Origin of the sequence: Litoribaculum gwangyangense (genome assembly GCF_039543505.1) — a bacterium.
In the GTDB taxonomy this organism is placed as follows: domain Bacteria; phylum Bacteroidota; class Bacteroidia; order Flavobacteriales; family Flavobacteriaceae; genus Litoribaculum; species Litoribaculum gwangyangense.
The window spans coordinates 72,089-91,092 of sequence record NZ_BAABJW010000003.1 but is presented as its reverse complement, the minus strand read 5'-3'; the positions used below and the strand labels follow the sequence as shown (position 1 = coordinate 91,092).

Here is a 19,004-nt window from a genome sequence, read left to right as displayed (position 1 = left end):
AAATAATTACTTTCGCTTAAATGAAGCTATTGCGAAAAATATTAATTCCTTTTGTTCCTGTATATTATTTTATTACATGGTTGCGTAATAAATTATACGATTGGGGTATTAAAAAGTCTGTTTCATATGATTTTCCTGTAATTTGTGTTGGTAATTTAAGCGCTGGAGGAACTGGTAAAACTCCTATGATTGAGTATTTGGTAAATCTTTTAAAAAGGGATTATAAGTTAGCGACTTTAAGCAGAGGTTACAAAAGAAAAACCCAGGGTTTTCAATTAGCCAATGAAACATCTACTTCTAAAACCATTGGAGATGAACCATTTCAGTTTTATAATAAGTTTAAAAATGAAATTTACGTTGCCGTAGATTCTGATAGAAAAAATGGCATTGATGAATTAAAACGATTGGATAAAAATATCGACATCATTTTGCTTGATGACGCTTACCAACACAGAAAAGTAAAAGCAGGTTTAAATATTTTGCTTACTACATATCAGAGTCTATACTTTAAGGATATCATGCTCCCAACTGGTAATTTAAGAGAGCCAATAAGAGGTGCAGAACGTGCTAATGTAATAGTAGTTACCAAATGCCCAAATAATCTCAGTGAATTGCAAAAAAAGGTTATTTCGCAAAAGATTAAAGCTGTAAACCACGAACAAATATATTTTAGCTCAATTAATTATTCTGAAAAAATTATATCTGAATTAAACACAAAAAGCATTGATGACTTAAAAGATTTCACCTTAGTCACAGGTATAGCAAATTCAGATCCTTTAGTAGCGTTTTTAAAATCAAAAAGTTTAAAATTTGAGCATTTTAATTTTAAAGATCATTATGATTTTACAGAAAAAGATATTGATTTACTCACTAAAAAAGACTTCATTTTAACTACAGAAAAAGATTTTATGCGACTAAAACAATATGAAACTTTAAAAGAAAAATTGTTTTATTTACCAATTACGGTAAAAATATATGATGCTGAGAAATTCAATAACGCCATAATAAAATTTGTTAAGCGCTAGCCGAAGAGCCTTTTTTGTTGGTTAATGCATTGTAAAGTTTTTTCTCAAACTCTTCCTGTTTAAATGGTTTGGGTATAATATCGGTAAAACCAGCTTCTTCAAATTCATGCATTTTATCTTCAATAGTAACGGCAGTTAGCGCAAAAATAGTTAAGTTTTTATCAAAAGATCTTACAATTTTAGTAGCTTCAATACCGCTAATTCCTGGCATGTGAATATCCATTAAAACAATATCGTATTTATTGGCCTTAATCTTTTCCACTGCTGTTTCACCATTGTCCACCACATCACAATAAAGTTCCATTTTGGTTAAGATTTTCTTTGTAATCATTTGGTTAATTTTGTTGTCTTCTACAACCAAAATCTTAACCTTTGTAAGGTCTATATCATTGTTTTTTGGATTAAAATAGGATATCTTATCTTTTTCTCCTTTTTTGGAGTCAGTATATTCTAAAGGTATTTCAAAATAAAAAGTGGTTCCGACATCCAATTCACTTTTCACATAAATATTACCTTTTAAAATATCAATTAAACCTTTAACAATAGAGAGTCCTAAACCTGTACCACCATATTTCCTGTTGATTTGTATGGAGCCCTGAGAAAAGCTTTCAAACATATGGTCTTGTTTTTCTTGGCTGATTCCTATTCCATTATCCTCAACTTCAAAACGTAAAGTGTGAATTTTATCTTTTTCTTGAATTTTATAAACTCTTATCCAAATATCCCCATCCTTGGTAAATTTGATAGAGTTACCAAGAAGGTTTATGAGTATTTGTGATATCTTTAATTGGTCTGCTATATAATTCTCAGGTAGATCCTTGTCGTATTCAAAATGAATTTTGATATTATTTTCTTGGGCAGAATTGTTAAGCGCTAAAATAATGTTATTGATTTTCTTCTTTAAATTGAAGGATTCTGGCTCAATATCTACTTTGTTGGCTTCAATTTTATTTATTTGGAGTATATCATTAATAAACGTTAGTAAATAATCGCCTGAAAACTTTAAAGATTTTAAGTGTTGAATTTGTTCTGGTTTTGGGTTTTCTTCCAATAACATATTACTTAAACCGGTAACGGCATATAATGGCGTTCTAAGCTCGTGTGTTACAGTTGAAAGGAAATTAGCTTTTGTTTTTGAGGCTAATTCGGCTTTTTCTTTGGCTATAATAAGCTCACTATTCTTTTTGTGAAGCATATTATTGGTTTTTAACCTTATATTGTTGTTTTTGTAAAGCGATAAGGTTAATAAGGATAAGATCGTTATTAATGCGACACTTAAAATAGATATTAAAGTCCCTAAATTTTTGTCGTCCTCGGCTTGCTCTAATTTTTCTACAACGGCTTTATTTTTTTCAATTTCCTCATTCAAAAGATATTGAGCTTCTTGATCTTTAGATGAGTTTATACGGGTTAAACTTCTAATGGAATCTGAAAGTTGTAAATGGGCATTTAAATAATCGCGTGAGGATTTATAATTTTCAACGTCATTATAAAGATTACTAATTATCAAATATCCTTGATTAAGAATGTTTGCGTAATTATTCTTTTTCGCTAAGTCTATCCCTTCATTGGCGAGTACTAAAGCTTTATCATTATTATTTAATTTGCTGTAAACAGTTGCAAGATTAATTAATGCTTCACTTTGAGTTTTAGTGAAATTATCTTTTTTAGCCAAAGCGAGAGCTTGCTCAATGATATCTCTTGATTTTTTGTAGTTTTTTAGAAATTTAAAGGTTTTACCTTCACAGAGTAAGGTTTCTGCTAAATCTGCATCTAGTTCTTCTTCTTCAAATTTTGATTTTGCAGCTGTATAGGAGTCTAAAGCTTGATAATAGTCTTCTTTTGCTGAATAAACATCACCAAAAATTTTGTATGATTTTCCTAAATTTTTATTGTCATTGGTTATCCGCTGTACCTCAACGGCTTTATTTAAGGATTTTATTGCTTTATCATACTCTTCAATAATTAGTTGTAATCTACCTTTAATACTGTATATCAGGCCAATACTTTCTTTATTGTCAATTTTTTCAGCGAGTTTTAATGCCTCATCTAAATTTTTCTGAGCCTCAAAATAGTTATAATTTTCTAATTCGGTTTGTGATTGCGTAATACGATAATTAATATTATTCTGTGCTATTTCAGGATCCTCTTCGATGTTTTTTTGCGCAGAAACACTAATGCTAAAGAGCATCAGTAAAATAAATATGTGGTGTCTTATTCGGGACATATCATCTAATTATCATCGACAAATATAATTATTTTATCGATAAAACGCATTTTTTTTCCGATAAATTACATAAAAGGTCAATTATTCGCTGAGAATAGCCTGATTCGTTATCGTACCAACCTATAATTTTTACCATATTTCCTATCACAGACGTCATTTGAGAGTCAAAAATGCAAGAATGTGTATTACCAACAATATCAATGGAAACAATGGGATCCTCGGTGTATTCTATGATACCTTTATATTGATTATTTGAGGCTTCTTTGAAAGCATTATTGATCTCATCAATGGTAACTGTTTTTTTTACATTAAAGGTAATATCTGTTAACGAGCCATTTATAACTGGAACCCTAATACCACAACCTCCAATAACATCAGATAAGTCGGGAAATATTTTTGTAAGAGCTTTTGCAGCACCTGTCGTTGTTGGTACTATAGATTGTCCAGCAGCACGTGAACGCCTTAAATCTCGATGTGGTTGATCGTGCAAACTTTGGTCGGTAGTGTAGGAGTGTACGGTTGTAATATATGCTTGATTTATACCACAAAGTTTATTAATCAGGTTAATCATAGGAGCTGCATTGTTTGTGGTGCAAGAAGCATTAGAAATGATGGTTTCATTTCCTTCGATAGTATCATCATTAACTCCCATAACAATGGTTTTTATTTCATCTTCAATAGGTGGGACACTTAAAATAACTTGTTTAGCACCATTTTTAATGTGATAATTTAAATCTGAGATCGTTTTAAATTTTCCTGTGGATTCAATTACGAAATCAACATTAAAAGGTAACCAATTGATATCTTTTGGATGCCTGAAATTCAATAATGGGATTTTGTGGTTATTTGCGATGATATGATTTTCATCATGTGAAACATCACCATTAAAAATACCATGAACACTATCGTATTTTAATAAATGACTAAGAGTTTTGGTATCGGCTAAATCATTAATGGCAACAACCTGTATATTTTTATGATTTTGAAGTAATCTAAAAACTCGTCTGCCAATTCTACCAAAGCCATTGATAGCGACATGAATCATGGTTAATTAATATGTTTTTGTGCATGGTAAGAAGACCTAACCAATGCACTACTTTCAACATGACGGAAACCTAAATTTAACCCAATTTCCTCGTATTCTTTAAATTGGTCAGGGTTAATAAATTGCTTTACAGGCAAATGCTTTTTACTGGGTTGTAAATATTGGCCAATAGTAACAACGTCCACATCATTGGCTTTTAAATCGTGAAGTGTTTCTATAACTTCCTCTCTAGTCTCACCTAAACCAAGCATAATACCAGATTTAGTTCTGCGTTGACCTTGTTGTTTTAAGTATTTTAAAACACGCATACTTCTATCGTATTGCGCCTGTATACGAACTTCACGGGTTAGCCTTCTCACGGTTTCAATATTATGGGAAACCACTTCAGGAGCCACTTCAATAATTCTGTCAATATGTTTTTCAATACCTTGAAAATCGGGAATAAGGGTTTCAAGAGTGGTTTCAGGATTCATTCTTCTAACAGCCTTAACAGTTTCAGACCACATGATGCTTCCCATATCTTTTAAATCATCCCTATCAACACTGGTTAAAACCGCATGCTTAATTTTCATGATTTTTATAGAACGCGCTACTTTTTCAGGTTCGTCCCAATCAACTGTTTCTGGTCTTCCAGTTTTTACACCACAAAATCCACATGAGCGGGTACATATATTTCCTAAAATCATAAAGGTGGCAGTACCTTCACCCCAACATTCACCCATATTTGGGCAACTTCCTGAGGTACATATGGTATTCAACTTGTATTTATCAACTAACCCTCTTAATTCGGTGTATTTTTTACCCGTTGGAAGCTTAACACGAAGCCATTTTGGTTTAGGTTGACGTTCTGGTAATATATTGGAAGTAGTTTCTGTATTCATGTTCATTCAATAAGGTTACAAAGATACAAAGTATTCTTTTAAATACTTTTATAAAGTATATAGATACCAAATGCTAAAACCTATTAAAAATGTAATTCCCAACCAACTTAAAATGTGCATGGATTTTGATGGTTGCCATGCTTTGGGCGTGTGTTCGCTGCAAATTAATTGATAGCTAATGATGGCATAGAAGGGGGCTGTAATAAATGATAAAATGGTGGCTATTTGCACTAGTAAACCCATCTCAGAGGCTAAAAAGAAAAAGATACTTATAGTGCCAATAACGAGCAAAATAATCCAAAAGTTGTAGTTAAATTTTGAAGATTTATTAAAAAGTAACTGAGTGGTTTTTGCCATCGCTCTTGGTGATGCATCTAACGTTGTTAAAGTAGTACTAAACATGGTTGTAAATGCGGCGATGCCAATGATGATATAGGCCCAATCACCTAAGTTAGTAGTGTACATATTAATTAATTGACCAGAAAAAACGCCTGCTGAACTACTAAACGTTTCGCCACTATTAAACATGACCAAAGTACCTAAAAGCACAAAGCCAACACCTAAAACGATGGTGCCAGCATAGCCTATGTTAAAATCGAATAATGCAGATTTAGTGTTGTATTCTTTGGTGTCTTTATTTTTTTCAATAGCCCACAAGGATTGCCATACTGCAATATCCAAGGGTGCCGGCATCCAACCCATAAAGGCAATTAAAAAAGCCATTTCAATAGAATTTTCAGGTAGTATTTGCTTTAGAGAAATAGGTTCAGTTTTGTTTACTAACGCAATAATTACAGCTATTAAAGTGCTGATGGTTAACGTTATGATAATTATTTTCATCAAATTATCTAATAGCCTATACTTTCCTAAAAACAATAAACCAAAACAAATAACTAGGATAATGACGGTCCAAACTTTTACACCAATAATACCACCAAATAAAGCCGAGGCTATACCAGCTGTAACTATCGTGACCGCAGTTTGTATAGTAAACATGGTTGCCAAAGTCAATAGAAAATAAACCATTAAAACCCCTTTACCCAATTTTTTATATCCGTCTAATAAACTTTCGCCAGTTGCCGTAGCGTACCTGGGTCCAAATTGAAAAAATGGATATTTAAATAGGTGTATTAAAAGCAAGGCCCAAACCAACCCTAAACCAAAATCGGCACCAGCTCTGGTGGATTGCACCAAATGCGATACCCCTATTGCTGCTCCAGCAAATAATAATCCCGGACCTAGATTTTTAAGTTTAGTTAACATTTATTTTTCTCTAATAATTTCAGCAAGTAATTTTTTAGCGCGAAGTAATTTTACTTTTACGTTATTAATAGGTTCTTTAAGTTCTTTAGAAATTTCTTTATAACTAAATTCTTGAAAATAGCGCAAGTTTATAACTTCTTGATAATGAGGTTTTAATTTTTTTATATCCCGAAGAAGTTTTGCTAAATGTTGCTCCGTTATGAGTTCATCTTCTGGTGAGGGCGATTCATCTAAAATCTGGAAAGCTTCTCTATTATCCTTGGAGATGATTTGTGAAATGGAGTGTTTTTCTTTCCGAAGTAAATCAATGTGAATGTTTTTCGAAATAGTAATTAGCCATGTTTTAAACTTGTAATTTTCATCAAAAGTCTCAATTCTATCAAACGCTTTAGAGAAGGTTTGAATGGTAATATCTTCAGCGTCATTCTCATTTTGAGTGCGCTTAAGCTGAAAACCATAAACATCATCCCAAAAAGTATCTAATAGATAATTGAAGGCTTTTTGATCATTTTTTTTGGCTCGCTTAATGGCTTCCTCTATTTCCAATAGTTAGGTTTTGAAATAAGATTATTTATAAAGATAGTTAATTGAGCACTAATTAAAAATATTTCCAAAAAGGGAAAAAATGCAATAAGGTCGTTTTCATTTAATTTTTTTGCTGAATAACCCAGAACAATATACTGTGAAATAATCCTTAATAAAAATAAACTAAAAACAATGGGCCATTTGTAAAGGGCAAAAAATATTATAAGGGTTGAAAACCAGAATAAGAATTGGGTAATATAAATTAATCCTAAAAATATTTTATGCTTTTTTTTGTAATGATTTGCAGTGGAAACATGACGTCTTTTTTGCTTAAACCAATCTTTAAAAGATGTTTTTGGGTTGGATTCTGTAAAACTTTCTTCAGAAAAACATATGGATGTGTTATTTTCATTAGCCACTTGATTAACAAATAAATCATCATCTCCAGAGTGTACTTTTATATGGCTTATAAAACCGTTAGCGTCAAAAAAATCTTTTTTAGCGTAAGCTAAATTTCTGCCAACACCCATATAAGGAATCCCTGCTTTTGCAAATGAAAAATAATTTATAGCTGTAGTTAACGTCTCAAAACGAACGAGTTTGTTAAGAAACGATTTTTTAATTTTTGAATGCGCACCATATCCTAAAACAATAGATTTTTCGTCACTAAAGTGTGAACTCATTTCCCTTATCCATTGATTTGAAAGTGGTTTGCAATCGGCATCAGTAAATAATAAAAAATCATTTTTCGAAGCCTTTATCCCTAGAGTTAAAGCATATTTTTTATTTCCCCAAAAAGCCTCAATGGGTTTTACATCTACAATTTTTATATTAGGATGTACCTTTGCAAAATGTTGCATGACTTTCAATGTCTTGTCCTGGGACCCATCGTTAATCAATACAATTTCAAAATTTGTATAATCCTGTTCAATGATTAAAGGGAGAAAAACTTTTAGGTTTTTAGCTTCATTTTTGGCACAAATAATAACAGAAACAGGAATATTACTAAGAGTTTTCTTTTCCTGTTTTAAAAAGGCAAACTTGCCGAATAAAAAAATATAAATCAAAACTTGAATGAAAACTACAACAACAAAAGTGCAGAAGACAACATCAAGAAACCCCATGAAGTTTTATGAGTGTTGAGGTTCGTTACATTCACTAAATTGATCAGGTGTTTTACCACAAAAACCACAAGCTTCTCCATTTTTATTTAGCATAGGATTTTGGCTGGCGCAGGTTCCAGAAAATTTCCCATCTTTTTTAGCCCAAATTTTTATGGCGATACCTGCAAATCCTAATCCTAATAAGATAACAGTAATTAAAAGAAGTTTCATTGGTTTTTTGTTTTTGCAAAGATATGATTTTGAAGATTAAAAGAGAAATAAATCAGTTTTAATATATTCTACAAATTCTATTAAAAAAATGTAAATTTAAATTTTAACCAACTAATTTATTTTTAATATGAAAAAATTATTTGCAGAGTTTTTTGGAACTTTTTGGCTCGTTTTTGGTGGCTGTGGTAGTGCAATATTTGCGGCAGGTTACCCAGATTTAGGTATTGGGTTTGCTGGAGTTGCTTTAGCATTCGGTTTAACGGTATTAACAATGGCTTTTGCTGTTGGTCATATTTCAGGAGGGCATTTTAATCCTGCCGTTTCTTTGGGCTTATGGGCTGGAGGAAAGTTTGAGGCTAAAGACTTACTTGGTTACATTCTCGCGCAACTAATAGGTGCCATAGCTGCTGCTGGGACTTTGTATTTAATTGTATCCAATAAAACTGATTTTAATTCTATTGGTGGTTTCGCTGCTAACGGTTTTGGTGATTTGTCACCAGACGGCTATTCAATGACCTCTGCTTTGATTGCAGAATTTTTGTTAACGATGTTTTTTCTGTTAATAATTTTAGGAAGCACTAATTCTAGGGCACCAAAAGGCTTTGCGCCCATAGCAATTGGTTTAGGGCTTACATTAATTCATTTAATTAGTATTCCTATTACGAATACCTCTGTTAATCCAGCTCGATCTACCAGTCAAGCGATATTTGCAGGAGTTGAATACACGAGTCAACTTTGGTTATTTTGGATAGCTCCAATTGCAGGAGCAATTATAGCAGGTTTTATACACAAGTTATTGTTTGACAAAGATTAAGTGAATGAAAAAGCCGCATTTTATATTTAAAATGCGGCTTTAAATTTTAAGGCTTTAATCTTATTGTAAGCTAATCTGTGCTACAGAATTTTTTAGCGATGCTACACTATTGCCACCTTTTGGCTCAATAGTGATACTTAAAGCAAGTGCATCTTCCATGTAAGGAATGTTTTGTAATTTTCTATCGGCTTCATTCAAAATTCCTAAACTTACCATTTTGCCTTGCAGTTCGGCCCAAATTTGGTAGCATTGCTCTTCAGGTAATTTAGGTAATGAAACTACATCAATCATAGATGTTTTTTCTTTAGGATTTATGTATGCAACCGTTCTTAGATCTTTAGCTCTTTCGTTTCCTGTAATGATATACTTCTCTGTTTCAGGGTTGTTAAGCTTTAAAAGTTGACGCATAACGCTATTTAGCATTTCATTGTTTTTTTCAATATCACTTCTTAAATCAAAAATTTCATCAACAACAACCTGATTTTCTTCTGAAAGTTTTTGATTCTGATTATAAAAAATATAAGAAGTGCCTGCAAAAATAAAAGCAGCTATACTAGCAGCTATACTAAACTTATACCATTTTTGATAAGTGCTTTTTGTGGTTAATTTAACTACAGGATTTTCGTCAAGCTCATCTAAAATATTATTTAAGATGTCTTTAGGAGCTTCTATAGCATTACTTTTAGCTACCACTTCTAGGTTGAATTGTAATGTGTTGTAAGCATTCTGGACTTCTGGGTATTTTGAAATGTAAGATTCTACCATATCTGTTTCCTCAGTATTGGTTTCACCTAGCAAATATTTTTCTAGCAGGCCAGAATTTAAAAAAGTAATTATTTTTTCATTCATGACTTTGTTTATTAAGGATTGTATATTTTTTTTAATTCTCGCAATCCAATTTTTAATCTTGATTTTATGGTTCCTAACGGAATATCTAGTTCTTCGCTAGCTTCCTGTTGTGTCATACCTTCAAAAAAGAGAGCATTTAACACAATTTGATATTTTTCATCCAAACTTTTTAAATGCTTTTTTATGTCTAAAACATCTTCATTTAATTCATTTGAAGTTATTTTATATACGGATGAAGTTTCAATTTGGATTTCGTTACTATTCTTGTTTTTCTGTGAACGGATTTTGTCAATGGCTGTGTTATATGCTATTCTATATAACCAAGTAAATAATTTGGCTTTGGTAGCATCATATTTTTTTGAGTAACGCCAAATTTTCACAAAACTTTCTTGAAGTACATCTTGGGCCGTATCGCCATCTTTTATTAACTTTTTTATAACACCATATAGAGTATCAGCATAGTTCTCGTAGAGTAACCCTATAGCTTTTTTATCTCCTTTTTGTAGTAAGGAAACTATTTCTTTTTCTATGGCTGATATCAAGTTAAGTTGGTTTAGTACATTAGGTTACTCAGGATTGTTGGAATCAAAAATAGAAATTTCTTTTTGATTATAAGATATTTACTTCTGCTTCTATTGAAATATCAAAAAGACGTTTAACAGTTCTTTGGAGTAATTTTGCAAGATTTAAAATATCCTCACCTTTCGCATTTCCATAATTTACTAAAACTAGAGCTTGGTTTTTATGAACTCCATAATCACCAAAGCGTTTTCCTTTGAATCCGGCTTTTTCAATTAACCAACCTGCAGGGACTTTAACTTCCTCATCATTAACTGGATAACTAGGGATGTCGTTAAAATTTTGATATAATTGGTTAAAATGATTTTTTGATATGATAGGATTTTTGAAGAAACTACCACTATTTCCAATAACTTTTGGGTTTGGTAACTTCCTTTCCCTTATGGCAATCACTGCGTTGGAAACATCTTTAATGGAGGGATTGTCAATTTTCATGGCCTCAAGTTCTGACGAAATACTGCCATAATTAATATGTAATTTATGGCTATGTTTAGTGAGTTTAAAAATAACGCTGGTAATAATAAAGTCCCCTTTGGCTTCTTGCTTAAAAACGGAGTTTCTATAACCAAAATTACATGCTTTTTTAGAAAATGTTTTCATCTGCATGTCCTTAACAGAAATAGCTTCACAGGAATCAAAAACATCTTGAAGTTCTACCCCATAAGCACCAATGTTTTGTATAGGAGCGGTACCAACATTTCCAGGGATTAAAGATAAATTTTCAATACCTCCAAAATTATTCTTAATACACCAAACAACAAATTCATGCCAGTTTTCACCAGCATTGGCTTTTACATAAACGATATCTTCGTTTTCTGAGACTATATCAATACCCTTAAAATTGATATGAATAACCAAGCCATCAAAATCTTTGGTTAAAAGCATGTTACTGCCACCTCCCAAAATAAGCTTTTGGGTGTACTCTTTTCGTGAAAGAATATCAGTCAATTCATCTATATTTGAAACTGATACAAAGTATTTTGCATTGACATCAATACCAAAAGTATTGTAGGATTTTAGGGATATGTTTTGAAGAATATGCACTAGTCTTTATATACTTTTAGAGCTTCCTTTATGATATTAACTGATTTTATAAGGCTGTTTTTATTTAATACGTATGCGATTCTAATTTGGTTTAAACCAACACCTGGAGTGGAATAAAATCCACCTGCAGGTGCCACCATAACAGTTTCTTTGTTAACATCAAAATGTTCAAGTAGCCATTGTGCAAAATCATCTGAATTTTTTACGGGTAATTCAGCTATACAATAAAAGGCTCCTTTTGGTTTAGCCACTTTAACACCTTCAATTTTACTTAATTCATCAATTAATATGTTTCGGCGTTCAACATATTCTTCTATAACATCATCAAAATAACTTTGTGGGGTATCTAAGGCAGCTTCACTAGCAATTTGCGCCAATGTTGGGGGACTTAACCGTGCTTGGGCAAATTTTAACACCGTTTGGATAACCTGTTTGTTTTTTGAAACCAAGCAGCCAATTCTGGCACCGCACATACTGTAACGTTTAGAAACAGAATCAATCATAATAGCATAATCTTCTAGCCCTTTTTCCTGCATAATGGAATAGTGTGTATTACCATCATACGCAAATTCACGATAAACCTCGTCGGCTATTAAAAATAAATCATGTTTTTTAACAATAGCAGCTAGTTTTTGAATTTCTTCCTTAGAATATAAATATCCTGTTGGGTTTCCTGGGTTGCAAATTAATATGGCTTTGGTTTTAGGTGTAATTAGTTTTTCAAATTCCTCAATGGGAGGCAATGCAAAATTATCTTCAATTTTGGAAATCACGGGGACTATATTTACTCCTGATGCCGTAGAAAACCCATTATAATTGGCATAAAAAGGCTCTGGGATTATAATTTCATCATCCATATCCATAATACTACCAAATGCAAAAAGTAGTGCTTCGCTTCCACCTGTGGTTACAATAATGTCATCATGATTTACTTGAATGTCATTTTTCCTATAATAATTGGCAATTTTTTTTCTGTAATCTTCTGAACCCTCAGACCTAGTATAAGCCAAAATATCCAAAGAATGAATTTTAACAGCATCCAAAGCGATTTTAGGGGTTTTTATATCTGGTTGCCCAATATTTAAGTAATAAATAGTTTTCCCCTTTTTTATAGCCTCTTCAGCATAAGGTACCAATTTCCGTATAGGCGATTGTGGCATTAATTGCCCTTTTTTTGATATTGTTGGCATTTGTAAGACTTTAAGCTACAAAGTTGAGAAAATTATCTTAAAGTTTTTTTAAAAAACGGTTATAAATCAGTAAGCTACTATAAAGATTTGTAAATTGAAAGGACCAAAACAATCCTTATTTAATGCACAAATATTTAATCTTAATAATTTTATTTTTTTGTTTAAATAATTATGGTTTTTCGCAAAGTAAGTTTGTTGTTCAAAACAAGAAACAATCAGAAAAAATAAGATTTAAATTAATAAATAATTTAATCGTAATCCCTGTTGAGATTAATGGTGTAACTCTATCCTTTTTAGTTGATACAGGTGTTAGTAAACCCATTATTTTTAATTTCTTAAATGTATCAGACACCCTAAAAATTAAGAATACCGAAACTATTTATTTACGCGGCTTAGGTGAAGGCGAATCTGTAAAAGCATTAAAATCAACTAATAACATTTTTAAGATTGGTGATGCCATTAATTTAAATCAAGATTTATATGCTGTTTATGATGCTCATTTGAATTTTGCTCCAAGGTTAGGGATTCCGGTTCATGGAATAATTGGATATGATTTGTTTAAAGATTTTGTAGTTGAAATAAATTATTCCAGCAAATACATTCGATTAACAAGTCATGAAAAATATGAGTTTACAGGTTGTAAAAATTGTGAAAAGTTAAATTTAAAATTCTATAAAAAAAAGCCTTATGTGAATGCAACGGTAAAAATAAATGAAAATAAGATACCCGTAAAATTATTAATAGATTCTGGTGGCAGTGATTCTTTATGGTTATTTGAAGATGATTCTTTAGGAATTAAATGTGGAGATAAATTCTTTAATGATTTTCTGGGGCACGGATTAAGCGGGAGTGTCTATGGTAAAAGATCAAAAATTGACGCTTTTTCATTAAATAGTTTTGAATTAAAAAGCGCTCATGTGGCTTATCCAGATTCAAGTTCAATATCTTTTGCTCGAAATCATAAAGACAGAAACGGGAGCATAGCAGGTAATATTTTGAAGCGATTTAATATAGTTATTGATTACCATAAAGCACTTATCACAATCAAGAAGAATGCTTATTTCAAGGAAAATTTTACATATAATAGGACTGGTATTGAGTTAGCTCATGAAGGTGTTAGGCTCGTTAAAGAAGCTGACGATGATGTCATTTATATTAATAGCGTTATTAAATTACCCAAAAATAGCGTTAATGAGAGTAATACAATTATTGTTAATCCTAAATATAAACTTTCGTTGAAACCTGCTTACACCATTGTTGAATTGCGAAAAGATTCACCTGCAGAAAGAGCGGGATTACTAATTGGAGATATCATACTTAATATTAATGGTAAGCCATCATATAATTATACTCTTCAGGACATAACAGAAATGTTTTATGGGAGTATTGGAAAAAAGATGAGGTTAAAAGTTAATAGAAATGGACTGGAGTTAACCTTTAGCTTTGATTTAAAATCGCCATTATAAAAAACAAAACCCAAGCAAATGGCTTGGGTTTTGTTTTTTTATGTTAGTATTGATGTTATTGCTGAACTATACTTTTTTCTTTTTTTTCTAGTAAACTTACTTTACTTGGGTCTACAACTTCACCTTTTATTTTCAAAGCAACAGTTGGTTTATCTGCATTGGAAATTACAGTTATTGTTTTTCTAATAGGCATCACTCTGTTGGTATCATATTTTACCTCAATTTGACCAGTTTTTCCAGGTAAAATAGGATCTTTTGACCAATTTGGAACGGTACAACCACAACTAGAGGTTACCTTAGATACAATTAATGGCTCATTACCAGTATTAGTAAATTCAAAAACTCTTACACCATTAGCACCTTTTTCAATAGTTCCATAATCAATAGTCTCAGTTTTAAATTCAATTTTTGCTTGCGCATTTAAACTAAAACTGATTAATCCGATAAATAAAATTGTAATTAATTGTTTCATGATTTTTTCTTTTATTTTTCACTTTAACACCTTTATAATAAGTTTATTATATAAGGTTTCTTGGTTGTTTTAATCTTTATTTCTAATCAAACATACTTACTTTTTCTACAATCTGCAAAAATAATAGATGTAATGCAGGTTTATTAACATATTTAACTTAGTTAAATGTACGTACAACTTTTTAGTTAATTGGTTTAAAACTGTTAAAATATTGTGTCATCCATTTTACCAATAACCATAATAACTTTCATAGAAAAAGAAATATAAGTACTTTTGCACATCATTGTTCAAAAACTATTCCAAAGTATGCAAATGCCTTCCAAATATGATGCTAATCAGGTAGAAAATAAGTGGTACGACTACTGGATGAAACATAATTATTTTCATTCTGAACCCGATGAAAGAGAGCCTTATACCATTGTTATACCACCACCCAATGTAACTGGGGTTTTGCATATGGGGCACATGCTCAATAATACCATTCAAGACGTGTTAATACGTCGTGCACGTTTATTGGGGAAAAACGCCTGCTGGGTGCCTGGTACGGATCATGCCTCCATTGCTACCGAAGCTAAAGTGGTTGCCAAATTGAAGGAACAAGGTATAAATAAAAGCGACTTAACTCGAGAGGAGTTTTTAAAGCACGCTTGGGATTGGACTCATGAATATGGAGGGGTTATTTTACAACAGCTTAAAAAATTAGGGTGTTCCTGCGATTGGGATAGAACAAAGTTCACTTTAGATGACGATATGTCTGAAGCCGTTATTAAAGTTTTTGTTGATTTATATGAAAAAGGACTGATTTATCGTGGTTTTAGAATGGTAAATTGGGATCCGGAGGCAAAAACAACGCTTTCTGATGAAGAAGTTATTTATGAAGAACGCCAAGGAAATCTGTATTATTTGCAGTATAAAATAGACGGAAGCCCTGATACGTTAACCATCGCTACAACACGACCAGAAACCATTTTTGGAGATACTGCCATTTGTATCAATCCAAATGATGACAGATTTTCACATTTACGAGGAAAAAAAGCCATCGTACCCATTTGTAATCGTGTTGTCCCCATCATTGAGGATGAGTACGTTGATATGGAATTTGGTACTGGGTGCTTAAAAGTAACACCTGCACATGATGAAAACGATAAAAATCTTGGAGATAAACACAGCCTTGAAGTCATAGATATTTTTAATGAAGACGCTTCTTTAAACAGTTATGGCTTGCATTACGAGGGTAAGGATAGGTTTGTGGTGCGCAAAGAAATCGTAAAAGAGCTTGAAGAAAATGGGTTTTTGATAAAAACAGAATCGCATTTGAATAAAGTTGGAACTTCCGAACGGACTAAAGCAGTTATTGAACCTCGTTTAAGTGACCAATGGTTTCTTAAAATGGAAGAACTCGCAAAACCTGCTACTCAGGCTGTTTTAGGAGAAAATCCTGAAATCAATTTATATCCGAAGAAATTTGAAAACACCTATCGCCATTGGATGGAAAATATCCGCGATTGGAATATTTCACGTCAGTTAATCTGGGGCCAACAAATACCAGCTTATTATTATGGAGATGGGAAAGACCATTTTGTGGTTGCCGAAACGATAGAACAAGCCCTTGAAAAAGCTAAGAAAGCAACAAATAATCAAGCTTTAACAACCAAAGACTTAAGGCAAGATACGGATGCTTTAGATACCTGGTTTTCATCTTGGTTATGGCCAATAAGTGTATTCGATGGTATTAGAAATCCAGAGAATAAGGACATAAATTATTATTATCCCACCAACGATTTGGTAACAGGACCAGATATTTTATTTTTTTGGGTTGCACGTATGATTATTGCCGGTTACGAATATAAAGGTGAAAAACCGTTCAACAATGTATACTTAACGGGTTTAGTGCGTGACAAACAACGCCGTAAAATGAGTAAGCAATTGGGTAACTCACCTGATGCTCTAAAATTGATTGAAGAATATAGTGCCGATGGAGTTCGTGTAGGTTTATTATTAAGTAGTGCGGCTGGTAACGATTTATTATTTGATGAATCATTATGTCAACAAGGAAAAGGTTTTGGTACTAAAATTTGGAATGCTTTCCGTTTGGTTGATGGTTGGGAAGTTTCAAAAGCCATTGACCAACCAGAATCTAGTAAAATGGCGATTGCTTGGTACGAATCCAAATTTCAAAAAGCCTTACTTGAAATTGAAGATCATTTTAGTAAATATCGCTTAAGCGATGCCTTAATGACTATATATAAACTCATTTTTGATGATTTTTGTGGTTGGTTTTTAGAAATGATAAAACCTGGATATCAGCAACCAATTGATGCTAAAACTTTAAAAAGCGTGATTGCTATTTTCGAGGATAATTTAAAAATAATACATCCGTTTATGCCATTTTTAACCGAGGACATTTGGCATTACATGAAAGAAAGAACACCAGAAGAAGCGTTGATTATTTCAAAATGGCCAGTAGCTAAACCAATAAACGAAACCTTAATTACCGAGTTTGAATTTGTGTCTGAGGTTATTTCAGGGATTAGAAGTATTAGAAAAGAAAAAAATATTCCTTTTAAGGATGTTATTGGTTTTTCAGTATTAAACAAAGAAAATTCAAATACCAATTTTGATTCAATTATTAAGAAACTTGGTAATTTGGATGGCATAAATTATGTTTCTGAGGCGATTGAAGGCGCATTAACTTTTAGAGTAAAATCGAGTGAGTATTTTATCCCAATGGCTGGAAGTATCGATGTTGATTCTGAAATAAAGAAGCTAACCGAAGAATTACAATATACAGAGGGCTTTTTAAAATCGGTTCAAAATAAATTATCCAATGAACGTTTTGTAAATAATGCGCCCGACCAGGTGGTTGCTAGCGAAAAGAAAAAGGAAGCTGATGCCTTGGCAAAAATTGACACGATTAAAGCTAGTTTAGATAGTCTAAAATAATATTATTTATTATTTAAATAGACCTGATATGATATTGTTTCAAGGTTTTTTGTTAAAAATGAAACGAATTTAGCAGAAGTTTTCTACAGGGCTAGGATAAAGGTTTTATTTCCTTTTCGCAGTTAATTCAGCTATTTTACAAATGACCTCGGTAGCTTTTATCATACTTTCAACAGGAACATATTCATAGCGTCCATGAAAATTATGTCCACCTGCAAAAATATTGGGGCAAGGTAACCCCATATAACTTAATTGCGAGCCATCTGTACCACCTCGAATGGGTTTAATGATAGGTGTAATATCTAGCTCTTTCATAGCTTTTTCGGCAATATTAACAATATGCATAACTGGTTCTATTTGTTCCTTCATATTGAAATATTGGTCTTTAATTTCAATACTGATAATTTCTCGGCCATATTGTGAGTTAAGTTCGTTGGTTAGTTTTACCATCACTTCTTTTCGAGCTTCGAAATGTTTCTTATCATGATCTCTAATAATATATTTAAGCATGGTTTGCTCAACATTTCCGTTAACATCATGTAAATGAAAAAAGCCTTGATACCCTTCGGTATGCTCTGGTGTCTCAATCCTTGGCAAGGAATTAATAAATTCCTGGGCTATATAAAGCGAATTAATCATTTTTCCTTTGGCATAACCTGGATGTACACTTTTACCTTTAACTGTGACAACCGCACCGGCTGCATTAAAATTTTCATATTCTAATTCACCTATTTGGCTACCATCCATGGTGTATGCCCAATCTGCTCCAAATTTATTTACATCAAATTTGTGAGCACCTCTACCAATTTCTTCGTCAGGGGTAAATCCAACTCGAATTTTACCATGTTTAATTTCAGGATGGTTGATTAAATATTCCATGGCCGACACAATTTCACAAATACCTGCTTTGTCATCAGCGCCTAAAAGGGTGGTGCCATCTGTGGTTATAAGGGTTTGACCTTTATATTGGTGTAAATCTTCAAAATAATCTGGCGACAATACTATGTTTTCCTTTTTTTTAAGAACAATGTTTTTACCATTATATTTATCGATAATTTGAGGTTTTACATTAGCTCCCGTAAAATCTGGCGAGGTATCAAAATGCGAAATGAAACCAATAACAGGTACTTCGTGTTTAACATTACTTGGTAAAGTTGCCATGATATACGCATTTTCATCAATGGTGACTTCTTGCATGCCAATAGACTTCAATTCTTCAGCCAGTTTGTTTGCTAAATCCCATTGTTTTTTGGTGCTTGGTGTGGTTTCAGAATTTGGATCAGATTGGGTGTCAATGGTCACGTAGCTAATAAAGCGTTTTATGATGTGTTCTTTAGAGATCATATT

17 protein-coding genes are annotated in these 19,004 nt (G+C 32.2%); 4 read left to right on the top strand and 13 right to left on the bottom strand.

Features of this window, described 5'->3' with window-relative positions:
* The first annotated feature begins 20 nt into the window (after positions 1-20).
* Complete coding sequence (gene lpxK, locus ABD963_RS09915) at positions 21-1,025, top strand: tetraacyldisaccharide 4'-kinase (protein WP_345276813.1); 1,005 nt, start codon at positions 21-23, stop codon at positions 1,023-1,025.
* Here lpxK and ABD963_RS09910 read toward each other — a convergent pair.
* The 7 genes from ABD963_RS09910 to ABD963_RS09880 are packed head-to-tail and all read right to left on the bottom strand — an operon-like array spanning position 1,015 to position 8,300.
* Complete coding sequence (locus ABD963_RS09910) at positions 1,015-3,252, bottom strand: ATP-binding response regulator (protein WP_345276812.1); 2,238 nt, start codon at positions 3,250-3,252, stop codon at positions 1,015-1,017. The two genes, lpxK and ABD963_RS09910, sit on opposite strands and share 11 nt — an antisense overlap.
* Before the next feature lie 28 nt (positions 3,253-3,280).
* Positions 3,281-4,297, bottom strand: coding sequence for a type I glyceraldehyde-3-phosphate dehydrogenase (gene gap / locus ABD963_RS09905; protein ID WP_345276811.1), 1,017 nt, complete (start codon positions 4,295-4,297; stop codon positions 3,281-3,283).
* 2 nt (positions 4,298-4,299) lie between these two features.
* Entirely contained in the window at positions 4,300-5,178 is an 879-nt protein-coding gene (gene lipA, locus ABD963_RS09900; RefSeq protein ID WP_345277106.1) for a lipoyl synthase, read from the bottom strand.
* 48 nt (positions 5,179-5,226) lie between these two features.
* Complete coding sequence (locus ABD963_RS09895; protein WP_345276810.1) at positions 5,227-6,441, bottom strand: NRAMP family divalent metal transporter; 1,215 nt, start codon at positions 6,439-6,441, stop codon at positions 5,227-5,229.
* Complete coding sequence (locus tag ABD963_RS09890; RefSeq protein WP_345276809.1) at positions 6,442-6,987, bottom strand: RNA polymerase sigma factor; 546 nt, start codon at positions 6,985-6,987, stop codon at positions 6,442-6,444.
* Positions 6,978-8,090, bottom strand: coding sequence for a glycosyltransferase (locus ABD963_RS09885; protein WP_345276808.1), 1,113 nt, complete (start codon positions 8,088-8,090; stop codon positions 6,978-6,980). The genes ABD963_RS09890 and ABD963_RS09885 overlap by 10 nt, the downstream gene beginning before the upstream one ends.
* A gap of 6 nt (positions 8,091-8,096) precedes the next feature.
* The gene (locus ABD963_RS09880; protein WP_345276807.1) at positions 8,097-8,300 is read right to left on the bottom strand and encodes a membrane or secreted protein; all 204 of its coding nucleotides are present in this window, start codon (positions 8,298-8,300) and stop codon (positions 8,097-8,099) included.
* 127 nt (positions 8,301-8,427) lie between these two features.
* Between ABD963_RS09880 and aqpZ the strand changes: the two genes are divergently transcribed.
* On the top strand, positions 8,428-9,114 hold the full coding sequence (gene aqpZ / locus ABD963_RS09875) for an aquaporin Z (RefSeq protein ID WP_345276806.1): 687 nt from the start codon (positions 8,428-8,430) through the stop codon (positions 9,112-9,114).
* 60 nt (positions 9,115-9,174) lie between these two features.
* Here the strand turns inward: aqpZ and ABD963_RS09870 are convergent, their stop codons facing one another.
* The 4 genes from ABD963_RS09870 to ABD963_RS09855 form a co-directional block, all read right to left on the bottom strand.
* Complete coding sequence (locus ABD963_RS09870) at positions 9,175-9,963, bottom strand: anti-sigma factor domain-containing protein (protein WP_345276805.1); 789 nt, start codon at positions 9,961-9,963, stop codon at positions 9,175-9,177.
* Positions 9,964-9,974: 11 nt separating this feature from the next.
* Positions 9,975-10,505 carry an RNA polymerase sigma factor gene (locus ABD963_RS09865; RefSeq protein WP_345276804.1) on the bottom strand — a complete coding sequence of 177 codons (531 nt, stop codon included), beginning with the start codon at positions 10,503-10,505 and terminating at the stop codon, positions 9,975-9,977.
* A 67-nt stretch (positions 10,506-10,572) separates the two neighbouring features.
* On the bottom strand, positions 10,573-11,586 hold the full coding sequence (gene murB / locus ABD963_RS09860) for a UDP-N-acetylmuramate dehydrogenase (protein ID WP_345276803.1): 1,014 nt from the start codon (positions 11,584-11,586) through the stop codon (positions 10,573-10,575).
* Positions 11,586-12,776 (bottom strand): pyridoxal phosphate-dependent aminotransferase, encoded by a 1,191-nt coding sequence (locus ABD963_RS09855; protein ID WP_345276802.1) that lies wholly within the window; start codon positions 12,774-12,776, stop codon positions 11,586-11,588. Before ABD963_RS09855 ends, murB begins: the two co-directional genes overlap by 1 nt.
* A gap of 122 nt (positions 12,777-12,898) precedes the next feature.
* On the opposite strand from ABD963_RS09855, the gene ABD963_RS09850 reads away from it, so the two are divergent.
* Positions 12,899-14,242 (top strand): aspartyl protease family protein, encoded by a 1,344-nt coding sequence (locus ABD963_RS09850; RefSeq protein ID WP_345276801.1) that lies wholly within the window; start codon positions 12,899-12,901, stop codon positions 14,240-14,242.
* Positions 14,243-14,297: 55 nt separating this feature from the next.
* On the opposite strand, the gene ABD963_RS09845 is transcribed toward ABD963_RS09850, so the two are convergent.
* Positions 14,298-14,714, bottom strand: a complete 417-nt coding sequence (locus tag ABD963_RS09845; protein ID WP_345276800.1) for a DUF1573 domain-containing protein — start codon at positions 14,712-14,714, stop codon at positions 14,298-14,300.
* Positions 14,715-15,020: 306 nt separating this feature from the next.
* Between ABD963_RS09845 and ABD963_RS09840 the strand changes: the two genes are divergently transcribed.
* Positions 15,021-17,657: a valine--tRNA ligase gene (locus ABD963_RS09840; RefSeq protein WP_345276799.1), complete on the top strand. Its 2,637-nt coding sequence runs from the start codon at positions 15,021-15,023 to the stop codon at positions 17,655-17,657.
* Positions 17,658-17,762: 105 nt separating this feature from the next.
* On the opposite strand, the gene pepT is transcribed toward ABD963_RS09840, so the two are convergent.
* Positions 17,763-19,001 carry a peptidase T gene (gene pepT / locus ABD963_RS09835; protein WP_345276798.1) on the bottom strand — a complete coding sequence of 413 codons (1,239 nt, stop codon included), beginning with the start codon at positions 18,999-19,001 and terminating at the stop codon, positions 17,763-17,765.
* Positions 19,002-19,004: the final 3 nt, after the last annotated feature.

Bases quoted from the DNA above. Each gene is read 5' to 3' on its own strand.
- ABD963_RS09880 (WP_345276807.1), bottom strand. From the start codon at position 8,300: ATGAAACTTCTTTTAATTACTGTTATCTTATTAGGATTAGGATTTGCA.
- lpxK (WP_345276813.1), top strand. From the start codon at position 21: ATGAAGCTATTGCGAAAAATATTAATTCCTTTTGTTCCTGTATATTAT.
- ABD963_RS09870 (WP_345276805.1), bottom strand. From the start codon at position 9,963: ATGAATGAAAAAATAATTACTTTTTTAAATTCTGGCCTGCTAGAAAAA.
- ABD963_RS09850 (WP_345276801.1), top strand. From the start codon at position 12,899: ATGCACAAATATTTAATCTTAATAATTTTATTTTTTTGTTTAAATAAT.
- lipA (WP_345277106.1), bottom strand. From the start codon at position 5,178: ATGAATACAGAAACTACTTCCAATATATTACCAGAACGTCAACCTAAA.
- ABD963_RS09910 (WP_345276812.1), bottom strand. From the start codon at position 3,252: ATGTCCCGAATAAGACACCACATATTTATTTTACTGATGCTCTTTAGC.
- ABD963_RS09840 (WP_345276799.1), top strand. From the start codon at position 15,021: ATGCAAATGCCTTCCAAATATGATGCTAATCAGGTAGAAAATAAGTGG.
- ABD963_RS09885 (WP_345276808.1), bottom strand. From the start codon at position 8,090: ATGGGGTTTCTTGATGTTGTCTTCTGCACTTTTGTTGTTGTAGTTTTC.
- ABD963_RS09895 (WP_345276810.1), bottom strand. From the start codon at position 6,441: ATGTTAACTAAACTTAAAAATCTAGGTCCGGGATTATTATTTGCTGGA.
- pepT (WP_345276798.1), bottom strand. From the start codon at position 19,001: ATGATCTCTAAAGAACACATCATAAAACGCTTTATTAGCTACGTGACC.
- gap (WP_345276811.1), bottom strand. From the start codon at position 4,297: ATGATTCATGTCGCTATCAATGGCTTTGGTAGAATTGGCAGACGAGTT.
- aqpZ (WP_345276806.1), top strand. From the start codon at position 8,428: ATGAAAAAATTATTTGCAGAGTTTTTTGGAACTTTTTGGCTCGTTTTT.
- ABD963_RS09855 (WP_345276802.1), bottom strand. From the start codon at position 12,776: ATGCCAACAATATCAAAAAAAGGGCAATTAATGCCACAATCGCCTATA.
- ABD963_RS09845 (WP_345276800.1), bottom strand. From the start codon at position 14,714: ATGAAACAATTAATTACAATTTTATTTATCGGATTAATCAGTTTTAGT.